This window comes from Photobacterium panuliri (assembly GCF_059920555.1).
The window spans coordinates 2,063,354-2,082,644 of sequence record NZ_CP197192.1; the positions used below are offsets into that span (position 1 = coordinate 2,063,354).

General features: G+C 46.9%; 17 protein-coding genes. 11 read left to right on the top strand and 6 right to left on the bottom strand.

Annotation, left to right across the window (positions count from 1 at the left end; genetic code table 11):
* The first annotated feature begins 2 nt into the window (after window positions 1-2).
* Both ACSF8X_RS09550 and ACSF8X_RS09555 read left to right on the top strand, forming a co-directional pair.
* Entirely contained in the window at window positions 3-1,523 is a 1,521-nt protein-coding gene (locus ACSF8X_RS09550) for a sigma-54-dependent transcriptional regulator (RefSeq protein WP_500849781.1), read from the top strand.
* Window positions 1,524-1,526: 3 nt separating this feature from the next.
* A complete protein-coding gene (locus tag ACSF8X_RS09555) occupies window positions 1,527-3,572 on the top strand; it encodes a sensor histidine kinase (protein ID WP_047878094.1) in 2,046 nt (681 codons plus the stop codon).
* Window positions 3,573-4,006: 434 nt separating this feature from the next.
* On the opposite strand, the gene ACSF8X_RS09560 is transcribed toward ACSF8X_RS09555, so the two are convergent.
* On the bottom strand, window positions 4,007-5,185 hold the full coding sequence (locus tag ACSF8X_RS09560) for a transglycosylase SLT domain-containing protein (protein WP_500849782.1): 1,179 nt from the start codon (window positions 5,183-5,185) through the stop codon (window positions 4,007-4,009).
* A gap of 311 nt (window positions 5,186-5,496) precedes the next feature.
* On the opposite strand from ACSF8X_RS09560, the gene ACSF8X_RS09565 reads away from it, so the two are divergent.
* The 6 genes from ACSF8X_RS09565 to ACSF8X_RS09590 all read left to right on the top strand — a co-directional run bounded on the left by ACSF8X_RS09565 (window position 5,497) and on the right by ACSF8X_RS09590 (window position 9,837).
* Entirely contained in the window at window positions 5,497-6,006 is a 510-nt protein-coding gene (locus ACSF8X_RS09565) for a lecithin retinol acyltransferase family protein (RefSeq protein ID WP_500849783.1), read from the top strand.
* 161 nt (window positions 6,007-6,167) lie between these two features.
* Complete coding sequence (locus tag ACSF8X_RS09570; protein ID WP_047878097.1) at window positions 6,168-6,446, top strand: polyhydroxyalkanoic acid system family protein; 279 nt, start codon at window positions 6,168-6,170, stop codon at window positions 6,444-6,446.
* Window positions 6,447-6,783: 337 nt separating this feature from the next.
* Window positions 6,784-7,395, top strand: a complete 612-nt coding sequence (locus ACSF8X_RS09575) for a phasin-related domain-containing protein (RefSeq protein WP_084722180.1) — start codon at window positions 6,784-6,786, stop codon at window positions 7,393-7,395.
* Window positions 7,396-7,501: 106 nt separating this feature from the next.
* A complete protein-coding gene (locus ACSF8X_RS09580; RefSeq protein WP_047878098.1) occupies window positions 7,502-7,861 on the top strand; it encodes a phasin family protein in 360 nt (119 codons plus the stop codon).
* Window positions 7,862-8,198: 337 nt separating this feature from the next.
* Entirely contained in the window at window positions 8,199-9,137 is a 939-nt protein-coding gene (locus ACSF8X_RS09585) for an alpha/beta hydrolase (protein WP_047878099.1), read from the top strand.
* Window positions 9,138-9,468: 331 nt separating this feature from the next.
* Window positions 9,469-9,837 carry an MmcQ/YjbR family DNA-binding protein gene (locus ACSF8X_RS09590; RefSeq protein WP_500849784.1) on the top strand — a complete coding sequence of 123 codons (369 nt, stop codon included), beginning with the start codon at window positions 9,469-9,471 and terminating at the stop codon, window positions 9,835-9,837.
* Window positions 9,838-9,954: 117 nt separating this feature from the next.
* Here ACSF8X_RS09590 and ACSF8X_RS09595 read toward each other — a convergent pair whose 3' ends face one another.
* The 5 genes from ACSF8X_RS09595 to fdhD all read right to left on the bottom strand — a co-directional run bounded on the left by ACSF8X_RS09595 (window position 9,955) and on the right by fdhD (window position 15,788).
* Window positions 9,955-10,587, bottom strand: a complete 633-nt coding sequence (locus ACSF8X_RS09595; RefSeq protein WP_047878101.1) for a TetR/AcrR family transcriptional regulator — start codon at window positions 10,585-10,587, stop codon at window positions 9,955-9,957.
* A gap of 96 nt (window positions 10,588-10,683) precedes the next feature.
* Window positions 10,684-11,202: a DUF2505 domain-containing protein gene (locus ACSF8X_RS09600; RefSeq protein WP_047878102.1), complete on the bottom strand. Its 519-nt coding sequence runs from the start codon at window positions 11,200-11,202 to the stop codon at window positions 10,684-10,686.
* Between the two features lie 10 nt (window positions 11,203-11,212).
* Complete coding sequence (locus tag ACSF8X_RS09605; protein ID WP_500849785.1) at window positions 11,213-13,198, bottom strand: SDR family oxidoreductase; 1,986 nt, start codon at window positions 13,196-13,198, stop codon at window positions 11,213-11,215.
* Window positions 13,199-13,937: 739 nt separating this feature from the next.
* Window positions 13,938-14,888: a substrate-binding domain-containing protein gene (locus ACSF8X_RS09610; protein ID WP_240478268.1), complete on the bottom strand. Its 951-nt coding sequence runs from the start codon at window positions 14,886-14,888 to the stop codon at window positions 13,938-13,940.
* A 3-nt stretch (window positions 14,889-14,891) separates the two neighbouring features.
* Window positions 14,892-15,788 carry a formate dehydrogenase accessory sulfurtransferase FdhD gene (gene fdhD, locus ACSF8X_RS09615; protein WP_047878104.1) on the bottom strand — a complete coding sequence of 299 codons (897 nt, stop codon included), beginning with the start codon at window positions 15,786-15,788 and terminating at the stop codon, window positions 14,892-14,894.
* 276 nt (window positions 15,789-16,064) lie between these two features.
* On the opposite strand from fdhD, the gene ACSF8X_RS09620 reads away from it, so the two are divergent.
* From ACSF8X_RS09620 to ACSF8X_RS09630, 3 genes are all read left to right on the top strand, one after another.
* Window positions 16,065-16,568, top strand: a complete 504-nt coding sequence (locus tag ACSF8X_RS09620) for a DUF3305 domain-containing protein (protein ID WP_047878105.1) — start codon at window positions 16,065-16,067, stop codon at window positions 16,566-16,568.
* On the top strand, window positions 16,558-17,229 hold the full coding sequence (locus tag ACSF8X_RS09625) for a DUF3306 domain-containing protein (RefSeq protein WP_053062399.1): 672 nt from the start codon (window positions 16,558-16,560) through the stop codon (window positions 17,227-17,229). The genes ACSF8X_RS09620 and ACSF8X_RS09625 overlap by 11 nt, the downstream gene beginning before the upstream one ends.
* Before the next feature lie 382 nt (window positions 17,230-17,611).
* Window positions 17,612-19,273: a 4Fe-4S dicluster domain-containing protein gene (locus ACSF8X_RS09630; RefSeq protein ID WP_500849786.1), complete on the top strand. Its 1,662-nt coding sequence runs from the start codon at window positions 17,612-17,614 to the stop codon at window positions 19,271-19,273.
* Window positions 19,274-19,291 lie beyond the last annotated feature (18 nt).

Here is a 19,291-nt window from a genome sequence, read left to right on the forward strand (position 1 = left end):
TTATGTCTGAAAATACCGTGAACTCTTGGTCTGCCGTTTCCGTGCTTGTTGTTGATGACGAGCCGGGGATGCGAGCCATATTGAAAAAAGCGCTTAGTAAACAGTTTGCTCAGGTCGATGTCGCCGGCAGTATTGAAGAAGCCGAAGAGCTCAGGAAACGTTGTCACTTTGATCTGTTGATTGTTGATATCAACTTACCAGGACGTTCCGGTATTGAATGGCACGAAGCTTTTGATCCGAGTACCCGCCGTAGTGATGTGATTTTCATGACGGGTTATGCGGATTTGGATACTGCGATTAAAGCGTTGCGTGCGGGGGCATCTGATTTCATTCTCAAGCCTTTCAATCTTGATCAGATGATGCAGTCGGTGCAGCGCTGTATTGAACGCCGTTTAATGGAACGCCAGAATTTTGCCTTGCAGCGTGACGTTGAGCGTACCTATCCGATAGATATTATTGGTGATGCGCAAAGTACATTGAGATTAAAGAAGATTATTGGCCAGCTTGCACCGTCATTGGCTGCAGTATTGGTGGAAGGTGAGTCTGGGACCGGGAAAGAGTTGGTTGCCCGTGCGCTGCATCAGCTCAGTCAGCGGAGCGGGCCGTTTGTACCATTAAACTGCGGGGCGATTGCTCCAGATCTGCTGGAGAGCGAATTGTTCGGCCATGTTTCAGGAGCGTTTACCGGAGCAAAGAAAGGCCGTGAGGGACTGTTCCGGGTTGCCAATAACGGAACCTTGTTCCTCGATGAAATTGGCGAAATGCCATTGTCGATGCAATCCTCTTTGCTGCGCGCCCTTGAGCAGAAGGCGATTCGTCCGGTTGGCTCGGAGCGTGAGGTTCAGGTCGATGTCCGTATTGTGGCAGCGACGAACCGCAATCTTAAAAAAGAAGTCGAAGAAGGGCGCTTCCGCCGAGATTTGTACTATCGACTCAATGTGCTCACCATCGATATGCCGGCACTGCGAAACAGACTAGAAGATATCCCTGCTTTGGCTCATCACTTTACGGTACAACTTTCCAAAGAATTAGGGGTACAGCCAGTCAATTGGACCCATGAAGATATTGCAGCGATGCAGGCATACGATTGGCCGGGTAATATTCGTGAGCTGCGTAATATGATGGAACGCTGTTTGCTGTTGGGTAAACCGCCTGCGGACTATTGGCGCGAACTAGGTGACGGTGTCACGCAGTGGGAAGCAAGCAGTGATGCCAATTCGGCGGTAAAAGCAGAAGAGAGTGAGGCCCAAGAGGCAGGCGTATCTCAATCTTTGCCATTATCAAATTATAGCGATGACGATCGGCCATGCCGCTGTCACGAACATGACAGTGACGAGGTTATTTTCTGTTATCCGAGCGAATGGCCTCTAAAAGAGGTGGAAAAGGCGCACATTATGCAGGTAGTGGATTACAACTGTGGTAATAAGTCAGCAGCTGCCCGTCAGCTTGGCGTGGCACGCAAGACCCTTGAGCGAAAATTCAAGGAGTGGGCTGATGAATCTGAATTGTCGCCGGAAGAATAGGGCATGTCTGTGAAGCAGTTTATTCTGATGTGGATCCGGCGTTTTCGCACTATGGTTCGTTATCGTCTTTTGATGTTGACCTCGGTGCCGATCATTATCACTTTGCTGGCCTTGATTGCGCTGACTATGTACTGGACCGTGCGTTATACCTGGCAGAGCGCCTTGATGAATGTCCGGGCCGATCTGGCGGTTGCCCATCACAGCATGGAATTGCTGCAAAAAGAACAGCGGATGCAATTGCATGCCTTGGTTGAATCTTATGATTTCCAGATGTTGCTTCGGAATAACGAAAGCGAGTTGATTGATTGGGCCCACCAGCAGGCAAAGCATTACGACTTGGATTTCGTGGCAGTGCATCCGGCCTCGGCGTTAGGGGAATTTTCCAAATCGAGCCGACGGTTGCTGACCCAAGGAACTGAACAGACATTTTTCCAGACCTTGGAAGGGTATCAGCTTGGTAAATTGAATTCGGATTTGCCGATTCGAGCCCAGATCCCGCTGCTCAACGAGCCGGGGATCATCACTCGGGGTTTGGTGAGTCGAAGTTTGTTGCCGATCTTTAACGAAGAGGGCCAGCTTCAGTGGATTGTCGACGGTGGCATGCTACTTAATAACAGTACGCGGCTGGTGGATCGGATCCGCGATTTAGTCTACGCCTCTAATACCTTGCCCAAAGGGTCGATCGGAACGGTTACCCTGTTTATGGATGATATCCGGGTCAGTACCAATGTGCCGCTGGATAGTCGTCAGCTTAATGGGCGTGCTATCGGTACCAGAGTGTCGCCAGATGTTCATCAATTGGTACTTGAAGACGGAGAGACCTGGGTTAACCGTGCCTTTGTGTATGATGATTGGTATGTCTCAGCCTATGAGCCGTTGAAAAATCAAGAAGGCGATATTATCGGCATGCTCTATACCGGGTATTTAGAGTGGCCGATGATCAAAATCTATCTGACTAATATTATAGAGCTAGGTTTTGGTATCGTGGCTGTGCTATTGATTTCCGGAGGGATCGTTTATCGCGGCTCGCGGGATTTGTTCAGGCCTATCGAGCGAATGCACCAAGTGGTGATGGCAGTGAAGCTGGGGCTTGACCGTCGTATCGGTTGTTTGGATTTAACCGATGGGCATGAGTTGCAAATACTCGGTCAGCAGTTTGATACCATGCTTGATCAGCTCCACCAGCGCAATGAGACAATCAAGCAAGCCTCTTTGGAACTAGAAGATAAAGTTAAGGACCGAACTCATAGCTTGCGCGAGAAAACCGAAGAGTTGGAACAGCATATTAAGCTGCTTAACTTGGCTCGTAGCAAGTTGGTGAACAGTGAAAAGTTGGCGGCATTGGGTGAGCTTACCGCAGGTATTGCCCATGAAATCAATAACCCGACGGCTGTGATTCTCGGCAACGTGGAATTACTTCAGTATGAGTTGGGAGAGGATACCGAGCGGGTAAGGGAAGAGTTGGATGCAATTCACGAGCAGATTGACCGCATACGCAATATAACCCGCAGTCTGCTCCAATACAGTCGCCAAGGGGGCGTTCAGGACGAGATCACCTGGCAGCATCTCAATCCGATTGTCGAGGAAAGCCTGACGTTGGTCAGAACCGGTACTAAAAAGTACGATGTTGTGATTGACGCTCACCTTGAGGCTCGTTGCAGCGTAGAGGTAAACCGCCATCAGTTGTTGCAAGTATTGGTGAACCTGATGATGAATGGGGTTCATGCGATGGATGATTCGGGACGGCTGGTGGTAAAAACAGCCGATTGGATTGGAGAGCAAGGAGAAGTACTGGGGGCCGTGGTAATGATTAGCGATCATGGCTGTGGTATTAGTGACGAGAACCTTAAGCGAATATTCGATCCGTTTTTTACCACCCGACGAAGTGGTACTGGGCTTGGCCTGTCGGTGAGCCAGGGGATTATCACCAGTATCGGTGGTGAAATTACCGTTGAATCACAGCTAGGCGAAGGCTCGACATTTTCAGTTTTCTTACCAGAAAAAGCCCTAGGGGATAAAATTGATACACTTGAGCTTGAAGCTATTTAGTGGTCGAGATTTGGGGCTGAGATAGCAAATAAAAAGGCATGATGAGAGTCATGCCTTTTTTAATGCTGCAGTGTGATGACAGATTGATATTGAATAATCATAGTCTGCTTATCTGTTGTATTGCCTGCTACATGAGGATTAGGCCGATGAACATTGCGCCAAGGGCAGTGAGAACCGTACGTGTGATGATGCCACAGTGATTAGGGTTAATCATTTCTTGATGCTGCATATATGATCCTTTTATGACAGAAATAATAAAATTCAGTGAATTAGCATAATTAAGAATAGATCAAAAAACGTTTCGGAAGAACTGGAAAAAGTGAATTGTTTTGAGGCGTGTTCGGAAATGTGACTAACTGAACACTATTCATAATAGTGTCATAATCTAAGTTAAAAGACGGTGTAACCGATCATAATGGGAGTTGGCTACAGGGCTATTGCGATGGCGGAAGGAGTAATTTTTGGCCAACCCGAATGAATGAATCATTGAGTCGGTTGAGCTGTTTAATTTCATCAACGGAGATATTGTTCAGCCATGCCAGTTCATTGAGTGAATCTCCGTGTTTGATGTCATAAACGGTGAATTTTTCTTTCGCATATCGGGATTCGTGGCTGTTGGCATAGAACTCAGTGATATTCGCGGATGGCAGTAAAATATAATTGTCACCTTTGCTGTGAGTTACCCCTGCGGTGTAACCGGGATTGAGCTGGTATAGCATTTTGCTGGGTACTCCTGAATGTTGGGCAATCGTTTTTAATTTAATTTTATTTTTTACGATGACGGGTTCAATAACCGTATGTGCTTTGATGTCGGAAAAAGGGAGATTGAGTTGATGACGTTTGGCGACGATTTCTGCCATAGCAAGGAGTTTTGGCACATACATCCGAGTTTCTTTTGGTAACTCCAATGCCCAGAACTCTGTCGACCGACCTGCCTTTTTGTTTTTCTTGATGGCTTTTTTGACCCTTCCTTCCCCGGTGTTGTACGCGGCGATGGCATGAAGCCAGTTTCCATCGAATTTGTCATGTAGATAAGCCAGTAGATCCAGAGCCGCATCGGTTGATTGGACGATGTCTCTGCGTCCGTCATAGCCACGAATAATATTTAGCCCGAAGGTTCTGCCTGTTGGGGCTGTGATTTGCCATAGCCCGGATGCCCCTTTCGATGAGAAGGCAAATTGATCGAAGCTACTTTCAACGAAGGGTAGCAAGGCGATTTCAATCGGAAAATCGCGAGCATCTACCTGTTGGTAGATATAGAAAAGGAAAGGTTCAGCACGTTGGGTGACTTGCTCAATATGATAGGGGTTATTGATATACCAGCGGCGATAGTAGTTGATACGGCCATTGCTCTGTTGGCTAAACTGAAAATCTTTAACCATGAGATCCCATAAACTTGGCGCATCGTGGCTATTTTCAATAGGAAGGCGTTCGATAGAATCTGTGGCAATAAATGTTCCCTTGAAGCTCTCCGGGCTGATGGAGCAGGAGAGATCCAGGTCCATTGTTAAAGGCTCGGGGGTGTTGGTTGCCGCAACAGGCTCTGACACTTTAGTAGACTGACAACCGCTTAGTAACATCAAGATAATAGCGCTAATAATAATTTTATTCATAAATACAATACAGCTATGAAATATTTGCTTTTTGTTTTGTCATTATTTTGACCATTCATAAAAGCGTAGCAGTAAATGAGCCAAATCGTGGTAATGAGCCCAGTGGCAAACCCGTTTATTACAAGGTGTTCACTTGATAATGCGTTCAGCTATAAGAGAATTAAATCAATAAAACAACATGTTAGATGAGTTATGTATTCAACATGAGATCGTGGCATAACCTTATCGCAATGCTGAAAAGGACAGAATCGCGCAACTGTGAAATTGATCTAGCCTTAAAAATAGACTGAACATTAATCGGGAAGAGTGTGATGACCCATTATGCACCGGGTACGGTAGTTAAAGTGCGCTGTAGTACGTATTGGCATTATGGCATGGCGGATGGCCACGGTTATGTGGTGCATAATTCCAAAAAGTGGCGGCAAGTCACTCGCGAAACAGAGGCGGAGTTCTCGGAAGGTCGGCAAATTGTGTTGAGCGACATACAAGGCCGAGATCCAGGTCAGGCTCTGGATTATGCCCTGAGCCAAATAGGGCGTCGTTATAATTTGTTTAGCCAAAATTGCGAGCAATTCGTTCGTGAAGCGCATGGCCTGACGAAGGAGTGTACGCAGTTACAGCGGTTATTGGTTACCGTTGCTGGTGGCTATATCACCGTTAGTGCGCTGAATCCGGTTGTGAAACTGGCAGGTTTGGGGTTGATTTGTGGGGCTCTGGTTGGTTCAGTAGAAAACAGTCCGTATGAGCGGGCAGTCAAGGGGGCACAATTGGTTGCGGGCACGGCGATAGTGATATCAACTGTACTAAGGCGTATCCGTTAGTGTTTCATCCTCCACAAAATGGAGTTAATGAGGGCCGCAGTAACCTATCAAATTACTAATAGTTGGATCTTTGCCACAGAAATCCCATAACTATGAATATATGTTAATAAATAGTGACTGAGTAAAAGCACTAATTTGTGGATGATATTGTGGGATAGCTTGTGACAATTTATATCGAACGACATCATGATAAAGATCAGCAAGATATTACGAGTCTTACTGAGAAAATTGCCGGGGAGCTGGAGCAGGAATTTGGCTTAAGTTGGGTATGGCAAGAGAATCGCTTGCACATTAACCATGCTTCGGCGAAAGGCTATCTGCATGCAGAAGAAGGTAAGATCACCATTCAACTTCAGCTTGGCTTTGCCGCCAGTCTTTTTGCTGGAGCAATAGAGCAGAATATCAGTGAACGGTTGGATCAATTGTTGCTGGTGGGCTGACGTTCATTGAATAAAAAGCGTAAGTGTGCAGCCAACGGGCTGGGCAATAACAGAAATTCTCTTTTGGTTTAGTTAAAAACCCATGTTTTATTGAGGCCTTTGGGCCTCTTTTTTTTGTCCATGATTTTACCTACGTGTTTAACTTGTTGATATTAAAGGTTTGTTTTCGTTACTGGAGAGCGTTGGTGGTGAGAGCGTTAAAATTTGATCCAGAGCACGATATTTATGGGATTTAGGGAGAGGATTCTAATCGAAAATCGTACATTAACTATAACAAATGACAGATTGACTAGGTAAATCAAGCGCCTGGGAATGTGAATGAATGGAGGGGACTGCAATGGGAATCATCAACAAGGCAGAGCCGAAGAAAGAGCAAATTCGTGATGCCATGGTTTATAACATTTGGTTGGCTGGCCTTGGGGCTTATGCAAAGAGTCGTGAGGAAGTAAACCAATTATCAGACAAAGGCAAAAGTCTATTCGATGAATTGATCGAACGTGGCCGTGCGCTGGAATCCAAGACCAAGGAGCGTGTGCATGCATCACGCAGCCAAACATCGGTAGCCATCGAAGAGCGCATGCACAGCATGGTTCAGAAATGTATCGGTATCGATAATGAACGCTTGGATCGCGTAGACGACAAGATTGATCAACTCACTGCCAGTATTGAAGTGCTGCTAGAGAAGCAAAAAGCAGCTCAAGAAAGTGGCAAGACGCCGGTTCGCAAGCCTGTGGCGAAAAAAGCAAGTGTTGCTCGCCGTAAAAATGTGAAAGCGGCACAGCCTGTACCACCAAAGAATGACGCTCCAAAGAACGATGCGGTAAAACCTGAGGCTGAAAAAGCAGTGGTAGCACAGCCTGTTAAGGTTGAGCAGAAAGAGGTTGCAAAACCTGTTGAAGCGGCAAAGCCAGCAGTAGCGGCAGAAGTTAAGAAAGAAACAACTAATTAATTGCTCGCACCGTATCGCGGTTTAAGAGCTGAGGAATACCCACCTTACCTATGCGGTAAATGGGCTGACACATTAATCCAGCGTAGCGACGCAGGGGGATATGAATATGAGTGACAATACAGTAGTAAAAGCGGCCAAGAATGTCGTTGAAAGCGGGGAAGGTGTTGCACGTAACATCTGGTTGGCAGGTTTGGGTTTGTACAGCCGCAGCCTAGAAGAAGCGCAACAGCTTAATGACAAAACTAACCAATTGTTCGACGAGTTGGTTGAGCGTGGTAAGGAAGTAGAAGTACAGGCCAAAGAATGCATTGGTCGTAATAGCGAAAAAGCCTCTGAAGAAGTGGAAGCGGGTATGAATGATTTGTTCTACCGCCTAAGCGGGGTTGATCGTGAAAAGCTTGAGCGTATGGATGAGAAAATTGACAAGCTGACCCATGCTGTAGAGAAATTGGCAGCCGCAGAGTAACTGCCAATACAGAGCTACGTTCTAAGCCAGCCAGACAATAAGTAGCTCTGGGGTGTTACTGCCTTAATTCCAGTCTGCAGGTGGTGATACCGTTTAGGTTGCGCGTGGGCCATGCACGCGCAACTTTTTTGCCATTTAGCTTTTACTGTTTTTAACGACGTGACTTCAAAGCCACATGTCACGTGATTGTAAAAGAATAAAAACATGCATGTTTGTCTCTTTTGGCAGAAGTTGGTGTATTTTTACCGAAAATAGATAATTCATTTTCTGATAGGTATTGACCAAATGCATAGTTTAATTCTAAGTTTGTAAATGAATTGTAACACAGGTGGCGGTTATGGATAGTTGGCGTAATAGGGCTTTCAACAAGGTTTTGTTTCGGATCATGCGGCAGAGATTGGCAAATTGCCATTCAACGGAAGAAATGCGCAGCTTGATTTTGTCTATCGACAATTACGGGCCGTTTATTTCGGCTCCGAAGGGAATGGAAGTCACGCCAACCAAGTTTGCCGATGTCGATTGTGACTGGGTTGACATGCCAACGAGTAGTGGCAACAAAATAATCCTGTATTTTCATGGCGGAGGTTTTTGTTTTCATAGCCCCCGTATTCATAATGCCTTTCTTGCCCGCCTAGCCGGTGCGACAAACTCTCGTGGTTTGATGGTCAATTACCGACTGGCCCCTGAAAACCCATATCCTGCCGCTCCTGATGACTGTTACGCCGTTTATCGCGCTTTGTTGGTGAAAGGGTACCTTCCTCAAAATATCTTCTTTGCGGGCGATTCAGCGGGTGGCAACTTGGTTCTCACTACTATGCTGCGTTTGCGAGAAGCCAAGCTACCGATGCCTGCTGGTGCTTTGATGATGTCGCCGGTCTCTGATATGGCGGTTACAGGGGAATCGGCATTTTTGAAGAGCAAGGATGATCCGTTTTTTGATCTTGGTACTTTGCTGTTAATGCGTAACAACTACATTGGTTTGCAGAATCCTTGTATCCCAGATATTTCACCTTACTATGCCGATCATCATGATTTACCGCCGGTCTTCATTACTGCGGGCACAGAAGAGCTTTTGATGGATGATGCTATCCATCTTGCGGAACGAATGGGAGAAGCCGGAAACGATGTCACGGTTCATATTGTCAAAGGTGTCCCGCATGTCTATCCGCTGTTTTATCAACTGAATGAGGCGAGAGAGGCGATCAAGTTGATGACAGCGTTTGTTGCAGAGAAATTCAAGCAAGCGAAGGCGGTTGATACCAAGCGGGCGAGTTAGTTTTGTTCTACGAATGCAATGCTAACTTTGCGAAGAATTGTCTTTGTGATCTGCAAATTTGCTAAATGTCCTGCTCCGTTTTTAATGTCTCGTGTTCGTAATAGTCTGTTGCCTGTGAATTGTTGTTAAGAGCAGGCAAGTCTTGCCTTAATAGTTCTTGTTGTCTTGGAACCTCATGCTTTCTTAGCCCCTCATGTTTGCGTTGCAATAACCTTCCGATCTACATCTGAATTGGGTTATTGAAAGCACTCTGGGGGCAAGAGAATTTCGTGTTGGGTGCATCTGTGGTAAAAATCAGATCTTGAGTGTATTCATTCACAGGGTTTTTATTATGCAGCCTAAGACAATGGTCGAGTATTTGCTTTCGTTTCCTTCTGCGGAAAGTAGCTATCCGTTTGGCCCGGATGCCGAGGTATTCAAGGTGATGGGTAAGATGTTCGCGCTGGTGGCTGAGCATAAAGGTAAAATGCGAGTCACGCTAAAAGGCATGCCGGTTGATAACTCACTGCTGGTTAGCCAGTTTGAGGGGATTATTCCGGGTTACCATATGAATAAGCAGCATTGGATCACTGTCGAGCTCGCTGGCGATGTACCTGCTCCTATGCTGGAGGATCTGGCATCGCGCTCTTACAAGCTGGTGGCTTCCAAGCTTACCAAAGCAGAAAAAGACCGGCTTCGCCTACAAGGTGCCGAGTGCTAGACGAAGATTATCCGTGCTAGTGTAGCGGTATTAAATCAACGCCAAAAGAAACAGCCTGCATCTGCAGGCTGTTTGGTTTATGGCTTCTTGTTGATATTTATTTTTTGGGCGAGTGGCTTAGGTTACCAGCTCTTTCACCAAATCTTCATGGGTAAAGAAAGGCGAAGTTGCGCTCTCGGCCAGGTAGGGCTCTACCATTGAGATCAATCGAAGTACCCCTGAGCGCACCAGTTCGCTTTCGCTGTAATGGTCATCAAGCAGTGTTTGGTAATTTAGCCAATTGAGGCTGACCAGCAGTAGGTTATCAGCGAGAAGCGGGAGACTCTCGCTGTCGCATTTCAATTTACCCAGAACAACCAAATGCTTGAGCATTTCATTGCACATATGGCGTAACTTCAGAATCAAGGTGCGAATTTTGCGTTTGATCTGAGGATTGTGGCCATTGAGGTTGTCTAAGTTACGGAACAAAAAGCGGTAGTGGGTGAATAGCGCCATCACCGTGTGCATGAATGGCCAGTAGTCATCAAAATCTTTGACTTTGTCGGCATATTCGTTGCTCAAGGTTGTCAGTGAATTCTGCAATTCGCTAACCAGCGTGGCAATAATTTCATCCTTGCCGCGGAAGTGGTAGTACAGGTTGCCCGGGCTGATCCCCATCTCTGTCGCAATGATCAGAGTGCTGACCTGGGCGACGCCGTCGCGGTTAAACAGTTCTAGGCTAACCGATAAGATCCTGTCTTTGGTTTTCATCGTGCTTTCCTTGTACATGGTGAACCAACGTAATGGCAGAGGTCGACATCCGGAGCATGCGATGCTCCGGCCTTATCGTCCACTGCCACACGGCGTTTAGGCTTCTTCTGCAATCAGCTTAGGGAGTGATTGGCAAAGAAACGCATATTCTGCCTGCATTTGTTCTTTGATATCTGTACAGATGAAAGACACCAGCGTGCCGCCCACCAAAGGAACCGATGAATCGACATCGACATAGACCTTGTTGACGGTGGCGATATTCGGACGATCCGTCGGCTCGGTAAAGCACATCTTGCCGCGAATTTTTGCCGGTACCCCAAGAATTTCGACATCGAAATTGCACTGGAGGCCACCGTTTTCTTGCCAGCGCCACGTTTCATCTTGTTTGATGGTGTTGAAGCTGCCCAGCAAACTTTTGAGGACACGTGGAACATTAGCCGGCATTTCTCGTTGGGTGGTGACGGTAAAGCCGTCTTCGGTTTCTTCCAGCCCAACTACCTTGACCTGCTTGCCACCGAGCTTGGTGTATTTGTCGATGATCAGCGCTTCTTCGCTGAAATACCGGAGCAGGGTATCAAGGTCTTCTTTGTAGTCATGTATCGCTGTAACTTGCATGATCTGCTCCTTACATGTGTATTTCGCGCATGATGCTATTCAAAGCAACCACGTCTGCAGTTGGCTCTTTGCGCTCGCTGTCTTCACCTTCATCGGCGTTACCGTGGTCAGGGTTATAACCTGTTGCCATCAGCAGTTCACCGAGTTTAGGGTAGACGCCGTGAACGAAGGCGCCGAGCAGGCCGAGTTTGGTTGCAATACGCTTCGGCTTCTCGATGATAGCCTTGATAATGAGATCAGCGGCTTCTTCTGGGCTGAGCAGCGGGATGCCCCCCTCATGGCGGTAATGCTCGGAGATCATGCGAGTTTCAACCAGCGGCATGTTAATCGTCGTGAAATTAATGCCCTGACCACCTAGCTCGATACTGGCTGTACGGGTGAAGGTATCCAGTGCGGACTTAGAGGCGGCATAGGCTGAGAACAGCGGTTGGTTGGTCAACACGGCAATCGACGAAATGTTGATGATATGGCCCTGTTTGGCCTCAATCATTTCAGGCAGGTTGCCGAGGATCATGCGTAGCGAGCCGAAGTAGTTAATCTGCATGGTACGTTCGTAATCGTGCAGGCGGTCAGTGGCTTTGCTGACCGAGCGGCGAATAGAACGGCCTGCATTGTTGATCAAAATATCGACTTTGCCGTGATCACGCTTAATTTGTTCAATGGCTTTTTGCGCAGATTCATCTTTGCTGAGATCGCTTTGATAAATAAATGCTTGGCCGCCAAGACGTTCTATTTCATTGCGGGTTTGTTGCAGGCGTTCAAGGTCGCGGGCAACAAGCACCAGTTTGGCTTTGGTAGAGGCAAGTTTAATTGCCGTCGTATAGCCGATACCTGATGATGCGCCGGTGATCACAACGACTTTCCCGTCAACACAGCCTTTAAGGCTTTTTTCTACGTATAGCTCAGGGTCTAGGTTGCGCTCCCAGTAATCCCAAATCTTATCGGCATAATCAGGCAGACGAGGACAGGTGATCTGGCTGTCTGACAAGGCGTTCAAGGTATTCGTGCAATCAAATTGGGTTGGGTAGTTAAAGAAGCTCATCGCGTCTTTAGGGACATCCATCTCTTGGCTGATGGCATCAATAAAGCGTTTGAGGACAGGGATCTGGCCAAGTTGGCTCCATAGATGTGAAGGCACCATACGGAAAACACGCATATCAAGGCGCATTGCCATACGCGGTGCGTGACCTGCTTCGGCAAAGATATTGATGACTTCACCAGCCCGGTAAGGGTCAGGGTCGACAATATGGAAACATTGATTGTCGAGGTTTTCCTTGTGAGAGATATGGTCAATTGCATCGGCAACATAATCCACCGGAACCAGATTCAGGCGTCCGCCTTCGAGGCCGAGTAGCGGAGCCCACTCAGGGAGCGCACGACGAATTTTCTGAATGACCTTGAAGAAATAGTACGGGCCGTCGATACGATCGGCGAGGCCAGTCTTGGAATCACCGATTACGATACCTGGACGGTAAGCACGCCAAGGAATGGTTGCGGTTTCTTGCAGCAATTTTTCGGCGTTGTGCTTGGTGGCGAAGTAGGGATGCTCAAGCCCAGTCGCTTCGTTGAGCATGTCTTCGCGGAACCAGCCACGGAATTGTCCGGCAACAGCGATTGAGCTGAAGTAGTGGAAGCAACCTGCATTGATACGCTCGGCAAAACGCAGAGTGTACTCGGTGCCGTCGATATTGGCACGCATCATGTCTTCTTCACTCGCTGTCAAGTCATAGATGGCAGCAAGATGGAAGAAGTGGGTGATTTTTCCAGTCAGTCTCTTTGTATCTTCGGCTGAAATACCGAGGTTAGGTTCGGTAATTGAGCCCTTGATGCAATGAAATTTGTTTTTGGGTAGTTGGTGCTTTTCGATTAGTGCGGAGAGCCTATCTTCAGACAGTTGATCATAGGTGAGAAGGTAGATATCCCCAGGACGCTTAGCCAGCCTTTGCAGTAACTGAGAACCGATAAATCCAGTTGCGCCGGTAATGAAATAATTCATGACCACTCCTTACGCGGTATTAGACATTCATGTGCAGAGTAATTTACTGGTCTGATGACCAACTTTAGTGTGCATCTTGTCGCACAGTGACTCAAAGTAAAACCAGTCAAAATGTGCTCCCGTTCAAGATTCCTAAAGGGAATTTCTCCAATTAGAGTATTTGCTCACATAAATTCAACATCTGTTACAGCTTTCACATCTGACCAGTGAGAAATATCGGCAATATGTCTTTATGTTCATATTTGTTTTTGCGACTTGTCTCGATGATTTGCTTCTGTTCAATCATCAACATAGTCAATAGTGACCAGTTTGCATCTCATGCGTGAGGCTGCCAGATGTTAAAATACTGTGCTTCCTGCCTTGCTGAAAAAGGCATTTAAGAGGGTATAAAGGGGATTAAACCTTGTTGTTAATAGGTTTTTCTATTTCTTCTCGGCATGCTCTGCTGCTTTTGCTAGTGTTTTGCAGCGTTAGATTTTGTTTTTTATTTATTTGATAGCAAATTGGCTTGTGATTTGTCTATGTAATTGCAAATGATGGTATTCCTCGCTGGGTGTATAGCGATGGCTATAAAAATATGCAATCAAATTAGCTTTTCGGATAACTCGGATAAAAAGATGAAATGAGCGTTGGGTACGTTTTATTTATTAGGTATTAGGGCGTTTGTAGGTAACGACCAAACGTCAGGGAGACTGACGTTTGGCCGTTGAAGGAAATGCTGCTAGGTATCAGTTGAGGATCAGTTAGCGCTCCAGACTTGTTGTCCGGTACGTTCGAAATTATAGCCGCCTAGTTGGTCACCTTTGGCCTGTACAAGAGGATCGGTTAATGCACTTAGCAGCTGTTGTTGTAGCGTTCTAAAATAGATGTTCTTCGGGATCACCAGCTCAAAGGCTTCGGTACACAAGGGAATGAACCCTAACCCGAACTCACCCGCGGTACTTTGGCTTGCACAGCCAACATCGGCCTGTCCGCGGGCAATCATAGAAGCGAGCTCTCGTTCGCTATTGCAAGTATCGACATGGTTTAGCATATCGATGGTATAGGCATGATTGTGCAGCCACTCGGAGAGGGCACGCATACTGCCTGCACCTTCTTGGCGTAACGCCCAGCGCCAGCGTGCAGCGATCAGCTCTTGGGGCATCAGTGAACGGTTATTGACGCACTCTGCGATTTCCTGCGACACAACCAGTCCTTGCTGACGCTCAAAAGCATGAATGAGAACCCAGTTACGGTGCCCTGAATATTGCTGGACAAGCGCAGGATGGCGCAAAGGGGCTTCGTGAGCATGACCCCAATGAATTGCGCACATATCAACGTGGCCCTTACTGAGCATCGCCAGTCCTTGACGGGTTCCTGTCGAGGTATAGCCAACCATTGCTGTACTGCCGATTTTATTGGCAATGTCGCCAATAATGAGCTGAAGCAGAGGATCATCGGATCCGGCAATCAACAGCCGATCGTTCATGGCGCCATTATGGCAAGACTCAAGCAGCCATTTGTCGAGCATCGCTTTGGGGAACAGCCATTTCCCCGTCACTTTGGTTGCAGGCAGCAAGCCGTCATTCGCCAGGGCGTAAACTTTCTTTTCATTGAGATCCAGGTACTCGGCAACTTGCTTGGCATTCATGAACTCGGGAAATGCATTGGGCACGGTATTGGGCATCGTCTGGTTATTTTCCTGCGTCATGGTTTAAGCCTTTTTCCTAGAGTCGGTATCACCTTTGTGGGTAGGCTTATGGCTATCATCAAGCTGGTGGTTGTTTGTGCCGCCTTTCACATCGAGGATCAGGTTTTCCTTGCCGTTGTAGATCTGGAAACGATGACCCTTGGCACGGGCAATCATGGTAATGCCAAGCTTTTGTGCCAGTTCATAGCCCATTTGAGTTGCGCCAGAACGAGAAAGAAGCACTGGAATTCCCATCTGGGCGACTTTGATCACCATCTCAGACGTCAGGCGACCTGTGGTATAGAAAATCTTGTCGGACCCTGTCTCGCCATTTAGCCACATTTCGCCTGCCAGCGTATCAACGGCATTGTGACGGCCAACATCTTCGACAAACGAGAGGATTTCGGTTCCTTTGCAGACAGCACACCCGTGAACTGCGCCTGCAGCCTTGTAGGTGTCGTTATGATGAGTGAGGGATTCCAATAGGCCGTAAAGCTGAGACTGGGGAATTGTCGGCGTAGGAAGACTGATCCCTTCAAGTTTTTTCATGACGTTGCCAAACATCGTGCCCTGACCGCAGCCAGATGTCACCGTCTTCTTTTCTAGCTGCTTTTTGACGCCTTCCGTATTTTCGCGGGTGATCACGGCGGCGGAATTGGTATCCCAGTCAATGATAAGTGACTCGATGGCGGAGATATCTTCGATAAACCCTTGGTTCTTTAGGTAACCCAGCACTAAAGCGGAAGGGCGCTCACCCAGGGTCATTAGGGTAACAACTTCAATCCAGTTGAGGTAAACCGTTAGCGGGTGCTCGCAGGCGATTTCTTTTTCCATCATGTCGCCATATTCATCCATCACTTCTACGGTCATGGTTTGCTTGACGGACGATTGGGTCTTAATGATCTTCGGCAATTGGTTCATTAAAGAATTCCTGCTTTTACAGACTGACATATAAGGGTAACCCAGATTAGGGCAAAGTCGTGCTGGTGGTTTGTGGAGATGAGAACTCAGCAATGTCGACAATGGCCATAGGGTCTCAAGCCTACATTCGCGAAATGCTAGAAGGGGGCTAATCTCATAAATGCACCACCTTGATTTGCATTTGTCGCTGATGCCGACTTGATGGCATGGTGTTAGGTAAGCAAACATCGTTCCAATTTTTTCAATTCGTAGAAAGTTGGCGTGGTCTTTGCATCTATGTTGCGTCATTTCCAGAGAGAAGGAGCGAGCGTGCCAGAACTACATAAAGATGAATCGATTTGGCCTATTGGTTTCCGGTTGGTTTCTGAAGAAAAAAAGATTGGTCGCTGGACAACACTGTCTTGGTCGATTGAAGACGTTTGCTTGTATGGTGAAGAGGAGAAAGAGTCATTGGCTGCCGTGGAGGGAGGCTATGTTCTACCTCTGGAGTTGTATCGCCATGAACGCTCTGATTACCGCTTTAATCTTAGCTCTCGTGACCCGCACCTTTTCATTGTGTGTGAAGAGGAAAACGAGCAGTTATCGCCATTGTTGATCACCGCATCCCAAGGACTGGCCAGCGGTTATATGGACGGTGACTACCAAGTCCTGCATATCCAAACACCAATTCAGGTTCAGGCATGGATGGAGGCTTATATTGGCCGGCATGGCGAACAGATAGAATTCCGTAAGAATCGTTGTAGAGACAAGAACAGAAAGGGGCGTTCTAGTGGCAACTAATTTCTTCCAGCGTTGGTCAAGCCGAAAGCTACAGGCAAGGGAAGAAAATAAGGATATTGAGCCAGTTATTGAAACGGAAGAATCGGCATTACAGGTTGTTGATAATTCAGCTGATAACGAGGTTATAGCGCATAGCGATGCTGTTCACCGTTCTGAGCCTACCGTAGATGAGGCCTCTGATTGCGAGACTGAGACTCCGGCGCTGACTTTGGCAGATGTAGCCGCCGTGAGTTATGAGTCTGGCGTGACAGATTTCATGAAGAAGGGTGTTGAGAAGTCTGTAAAGAAAGCAGCACTTCGTAAATTGTTCCATTCTGATGAGTTTAACTATGTCAGTGATATGGACGATCACACCGAGGACTTTTCAAATGTTCCTGTGCTAGATAGCAAGGTGACAGCCCAATTGCGTAATTGGGTTAATGAGGCTGTGGAAAATGTGGAGTCGATGCTAGAAGGCGAGGGCAAAGCCGATACAGCGTTGGCTGGTGGACAGGGTGCATTGGCATCAGAAATAGAATCTGGCATTGCTATGCCGTCTGATCTGAGTGTGTATGAGGCTGAACAGTCTGCAAATACTCTTGTGCAGTCAGATGCTACTGAGGTGGCCAGTGAACATTTCTCTGATGAAGAGCGTGCCACACCAACAGGTAAATCCGCATAACGCAGAGATTGGCGTGACAGCAAGGCGGATAAAGCCAATAGGCTAATGAAAAATAATAAGTTTAGTAAGGCCGCCTTCACTCGAAGCGCAGAAAAAACAGACAATGGGACAAAAAGGGAATAATACCCATAAAAAAAGACGGGACATTTTGGCGCATGACGCAAAATTGACTGGGACAAATTGTCCCTAATCGGTTAAGGCAAAATGTCTCTTAGTTATTTTAGCTCCCTATAGGTCATTTTATTCCGTAAAAAGTTGGAACGGTTATTGCTCTATTACTGAGTACGAAGCGAAAGTTTTTTCTAAGTACCTGAAAAGTTACTTTAAAAAGAATTCGTTTCAATCGGCACTGACTTGCGGTGACGAGTAGACAGGAATAAGAATGTTAAATAGTACACTAGAAGCACAGACTGCAATTGATGACCGCAATGGTCAGGCTCGTTTGGCTGCCCTGAAAGGGACAGTTGAGCTTGCGAACCTGATCCCACCTACGGTTTCTTATGAAAGCCGTGGTAATTTGCTGATCATTGGTGCAGAAGACGCTATTACAACACTGGCTCCACAATTTTCCGCTTTGAATTCGGTAACCCTACTTGCCACAGAAAAAGCAGAAAACAGTGAGAAGCGTGACAATCTTTATTTCGCGAGTCATGTTGCACTAAAAGGTTACCTTGGTGCCTTTGAGGCAACATGTGAAGTAGAAGGCATGCTGACAAAGGCCAATCTGGCAAAAGTGGCTATTGGTCGCGATTGTTTTGATTTGATCGTTGATCTGACCGCCGACGGCGTTATGGATGTTGAAATCCCAGCGCCTGGTTATTACGCCATCGGTGCAAGTAAAGCGAAACTGGCGACGGTTATTGAAGAACTACCGGCTATGATCGGTACGTTTGATAAACCTAAGTATTTCCGTCTGAATCCAGATCTTTGTGCCCATTCATCTCGTGGCGTATCAGGTTGTGATCGTTGTTTGGATGCTTGTCCTGCTGGTGCATTGACCAGTAACGGCCATGCTATTGATATTAATCCATACCTTTGTCAAGGCGTGGGTACATGTGCAACAGCTTGTCCGACAGAAGCCATTACATATGCATTACCTGATCCGGAAAATACTCAGCATTTCGTTCATCGTTTGCTGACCCGTTATCAACAAGAGGGTGGTGAAGCACCGACATTGTTGTTCTTCGGTAATCGCGATGAAGCTGCTGTTTGTAGTGCTTTGGCTCATTTCCCATCATCTGTGATTCCAGTCGCTCTGGAAGAATTGGCGACTGTGGGTATTGATACTTGGTTTAGTGCATTGGCTTACGGTGCGCATCAGGTGCTTCTGGCTACGAATACGTCTTATATTCCTGAAACGATTGATCGTGTACTTCGCAATGAATTGGCAACTGCGCAAACATTGCTGGGGGATCTTGGCTTTGATGCTTCACGGATTACATTGTTTGATTTTGCAGACGCCGAGCGTTTTACCGCGTTTGACGATGCATTGCTAACAATGGAAAACCGCCTAGAAGGGGATAAGCGAGCCAAACTCTTTACGGTTCTTGATGCCCTTTACGCTAATGCGCCTGAAAAACCTGCGCGTTCAGATGTTGTAGAGAATGCACCTTATGGTTCGGTAGATTGTCGTACGGAAGATTGCACATTGTGCATGAGCTGTGTTGCGGTTTGTCCAACTCGTGCATTGCATGCAATTGGTGATCGTCCAGGATTGCTATTCATTGAACAAGACTGTGTTCAATGTGGTATGTGTGAAAAAGCGTGTCCTGAAAAAGTGATTTCTCTGGTTCCTGGTATTTCATGGGATCAGAAAGCACGTCAGGAAGCGAAAACCGTTCATGAAGAAGAGGCTGCTTGCTGTACCAGTTGTGGTAAAGCTTTTGCACCGGCTTCTATGGTGAAAATGCTAACTGAAAAGTTACAAGGTCACTCACATTTCCAAGGCGATGCAATTCGTCGATTGCAAATGTGTGAAGACTGTCGTGTACGAGATATTTTCTCATCAGTTATTGACGATCCAGAAAGCCAGCTAAGAGTGTAAGACATGCAATTGGAATCT

Bases quoted from the DNA above. Each gene is read 5' to 3' on its own strand.
- ACSF8X_RS09620 (WP_047878105.1), top strand. From the start codon at position 16,065: ATGTTGCGTCATTTCCAGAGAGAAGGAGCGAGCGTGCCAGAACTACAT.
- fdhD (WP_047878104.1), bottom strand. From the start codon at position 15,788: ATGAACCAATTGCCGAAGATCATTAAGACCCAATCGTCCGTCAAGCAA.
- ACSF8X_RS09610 (WP_240478268.1), bottom strand. From the start codon at position 14,888: ATGACGCAGGAAAATAACCAGACGATGCCCAATACCGTGCCCAATGCA.
- ACSF8X_RS09605 (WP_500849785.1), bottom strand. From the start codon at position 13,198: ATGAATTATTTCATTACCGGCGCAACTGGATTTATCGGTTCTCAGTTA.
- ACSF8X_RS09555 (WP_047878094.1), top strand. From the start codon at position 1,527: ATGTCTGTGAAGCAGTTTATTCTGATGTGGATCCGGCGTTTTCGCACT.
- ACSF8X_RS09590 (WP_500849784.1), top strand. From the start codon at position 9,469: ATGCAGCCTAAGACAATGGTCGAGTATTTGCTTTCGTTTCCTTCTGCG.
- ACSF8X_RS09580 (WP_047878098.1), top strand. From the start codon at position 7,502: ATGAGTGACAATACAGTAGTAAAAGCGGCCAAGAATGTCGTTGAAAGC.
- ACSF8X_RS09575 (WP_084722180.1), top strand. From the start codon at position 6,784: ATGGGAATCATCAACAAGGCAGAGCCGAAGAAAGAGCAAATTCGTGAT.
- ACSF8X_RS09600 (WP_047878102.1), bottom strand. From the start codon at position 11,202: ATGCAAGTTACAGCGATACATGACTACAAAGAAGACCTTGATACCCTG.
- ACSF8X_RS09560 (WP_500849782.1), bottom strand. From the start codon at position 5,185: ATGAATAAAATTATTATTAGCGCTATTATCTTGATGTTACTAAGCGGT.
- ACSF8X_RS09565 (WP_500849783.1), top strand. From the start codon at position 5,497: ATGACCCATTATGCACCGGGTACGGTAGTTAAAGTGCGCTGTAGTACG.
- ACSF8X_RS09630 (WP_500849786.1), top strand. From the start codon at position 17,612: ATGTTAAATAGTACACTAGAAGCACAGACTGCAATTGATGACCGCAAT.
- ACSF8X_RS09550 (WP_500849781.1), top strand. From the start codon at position 3: ATGTCTGAAAATACCGTGAACTCTTGGTCTGCCGTTTCCGTGCTTGTT.
- ACSF8X_RS09595 (WP_047878101.1), bottom strand. From the start codon at position 10,587: ATGAAAACCAAAGACAGGATCTTATCGGTTAGCCTAGAACTGTTTAAC.
- ACSF8X_RS09585 (WP_047878099.1), top strand. From the start codon at position 8,199: ATGGATAGTTGGCGTAATAGGGCTTTCAACAAGGTTTTGTTTCGGATC.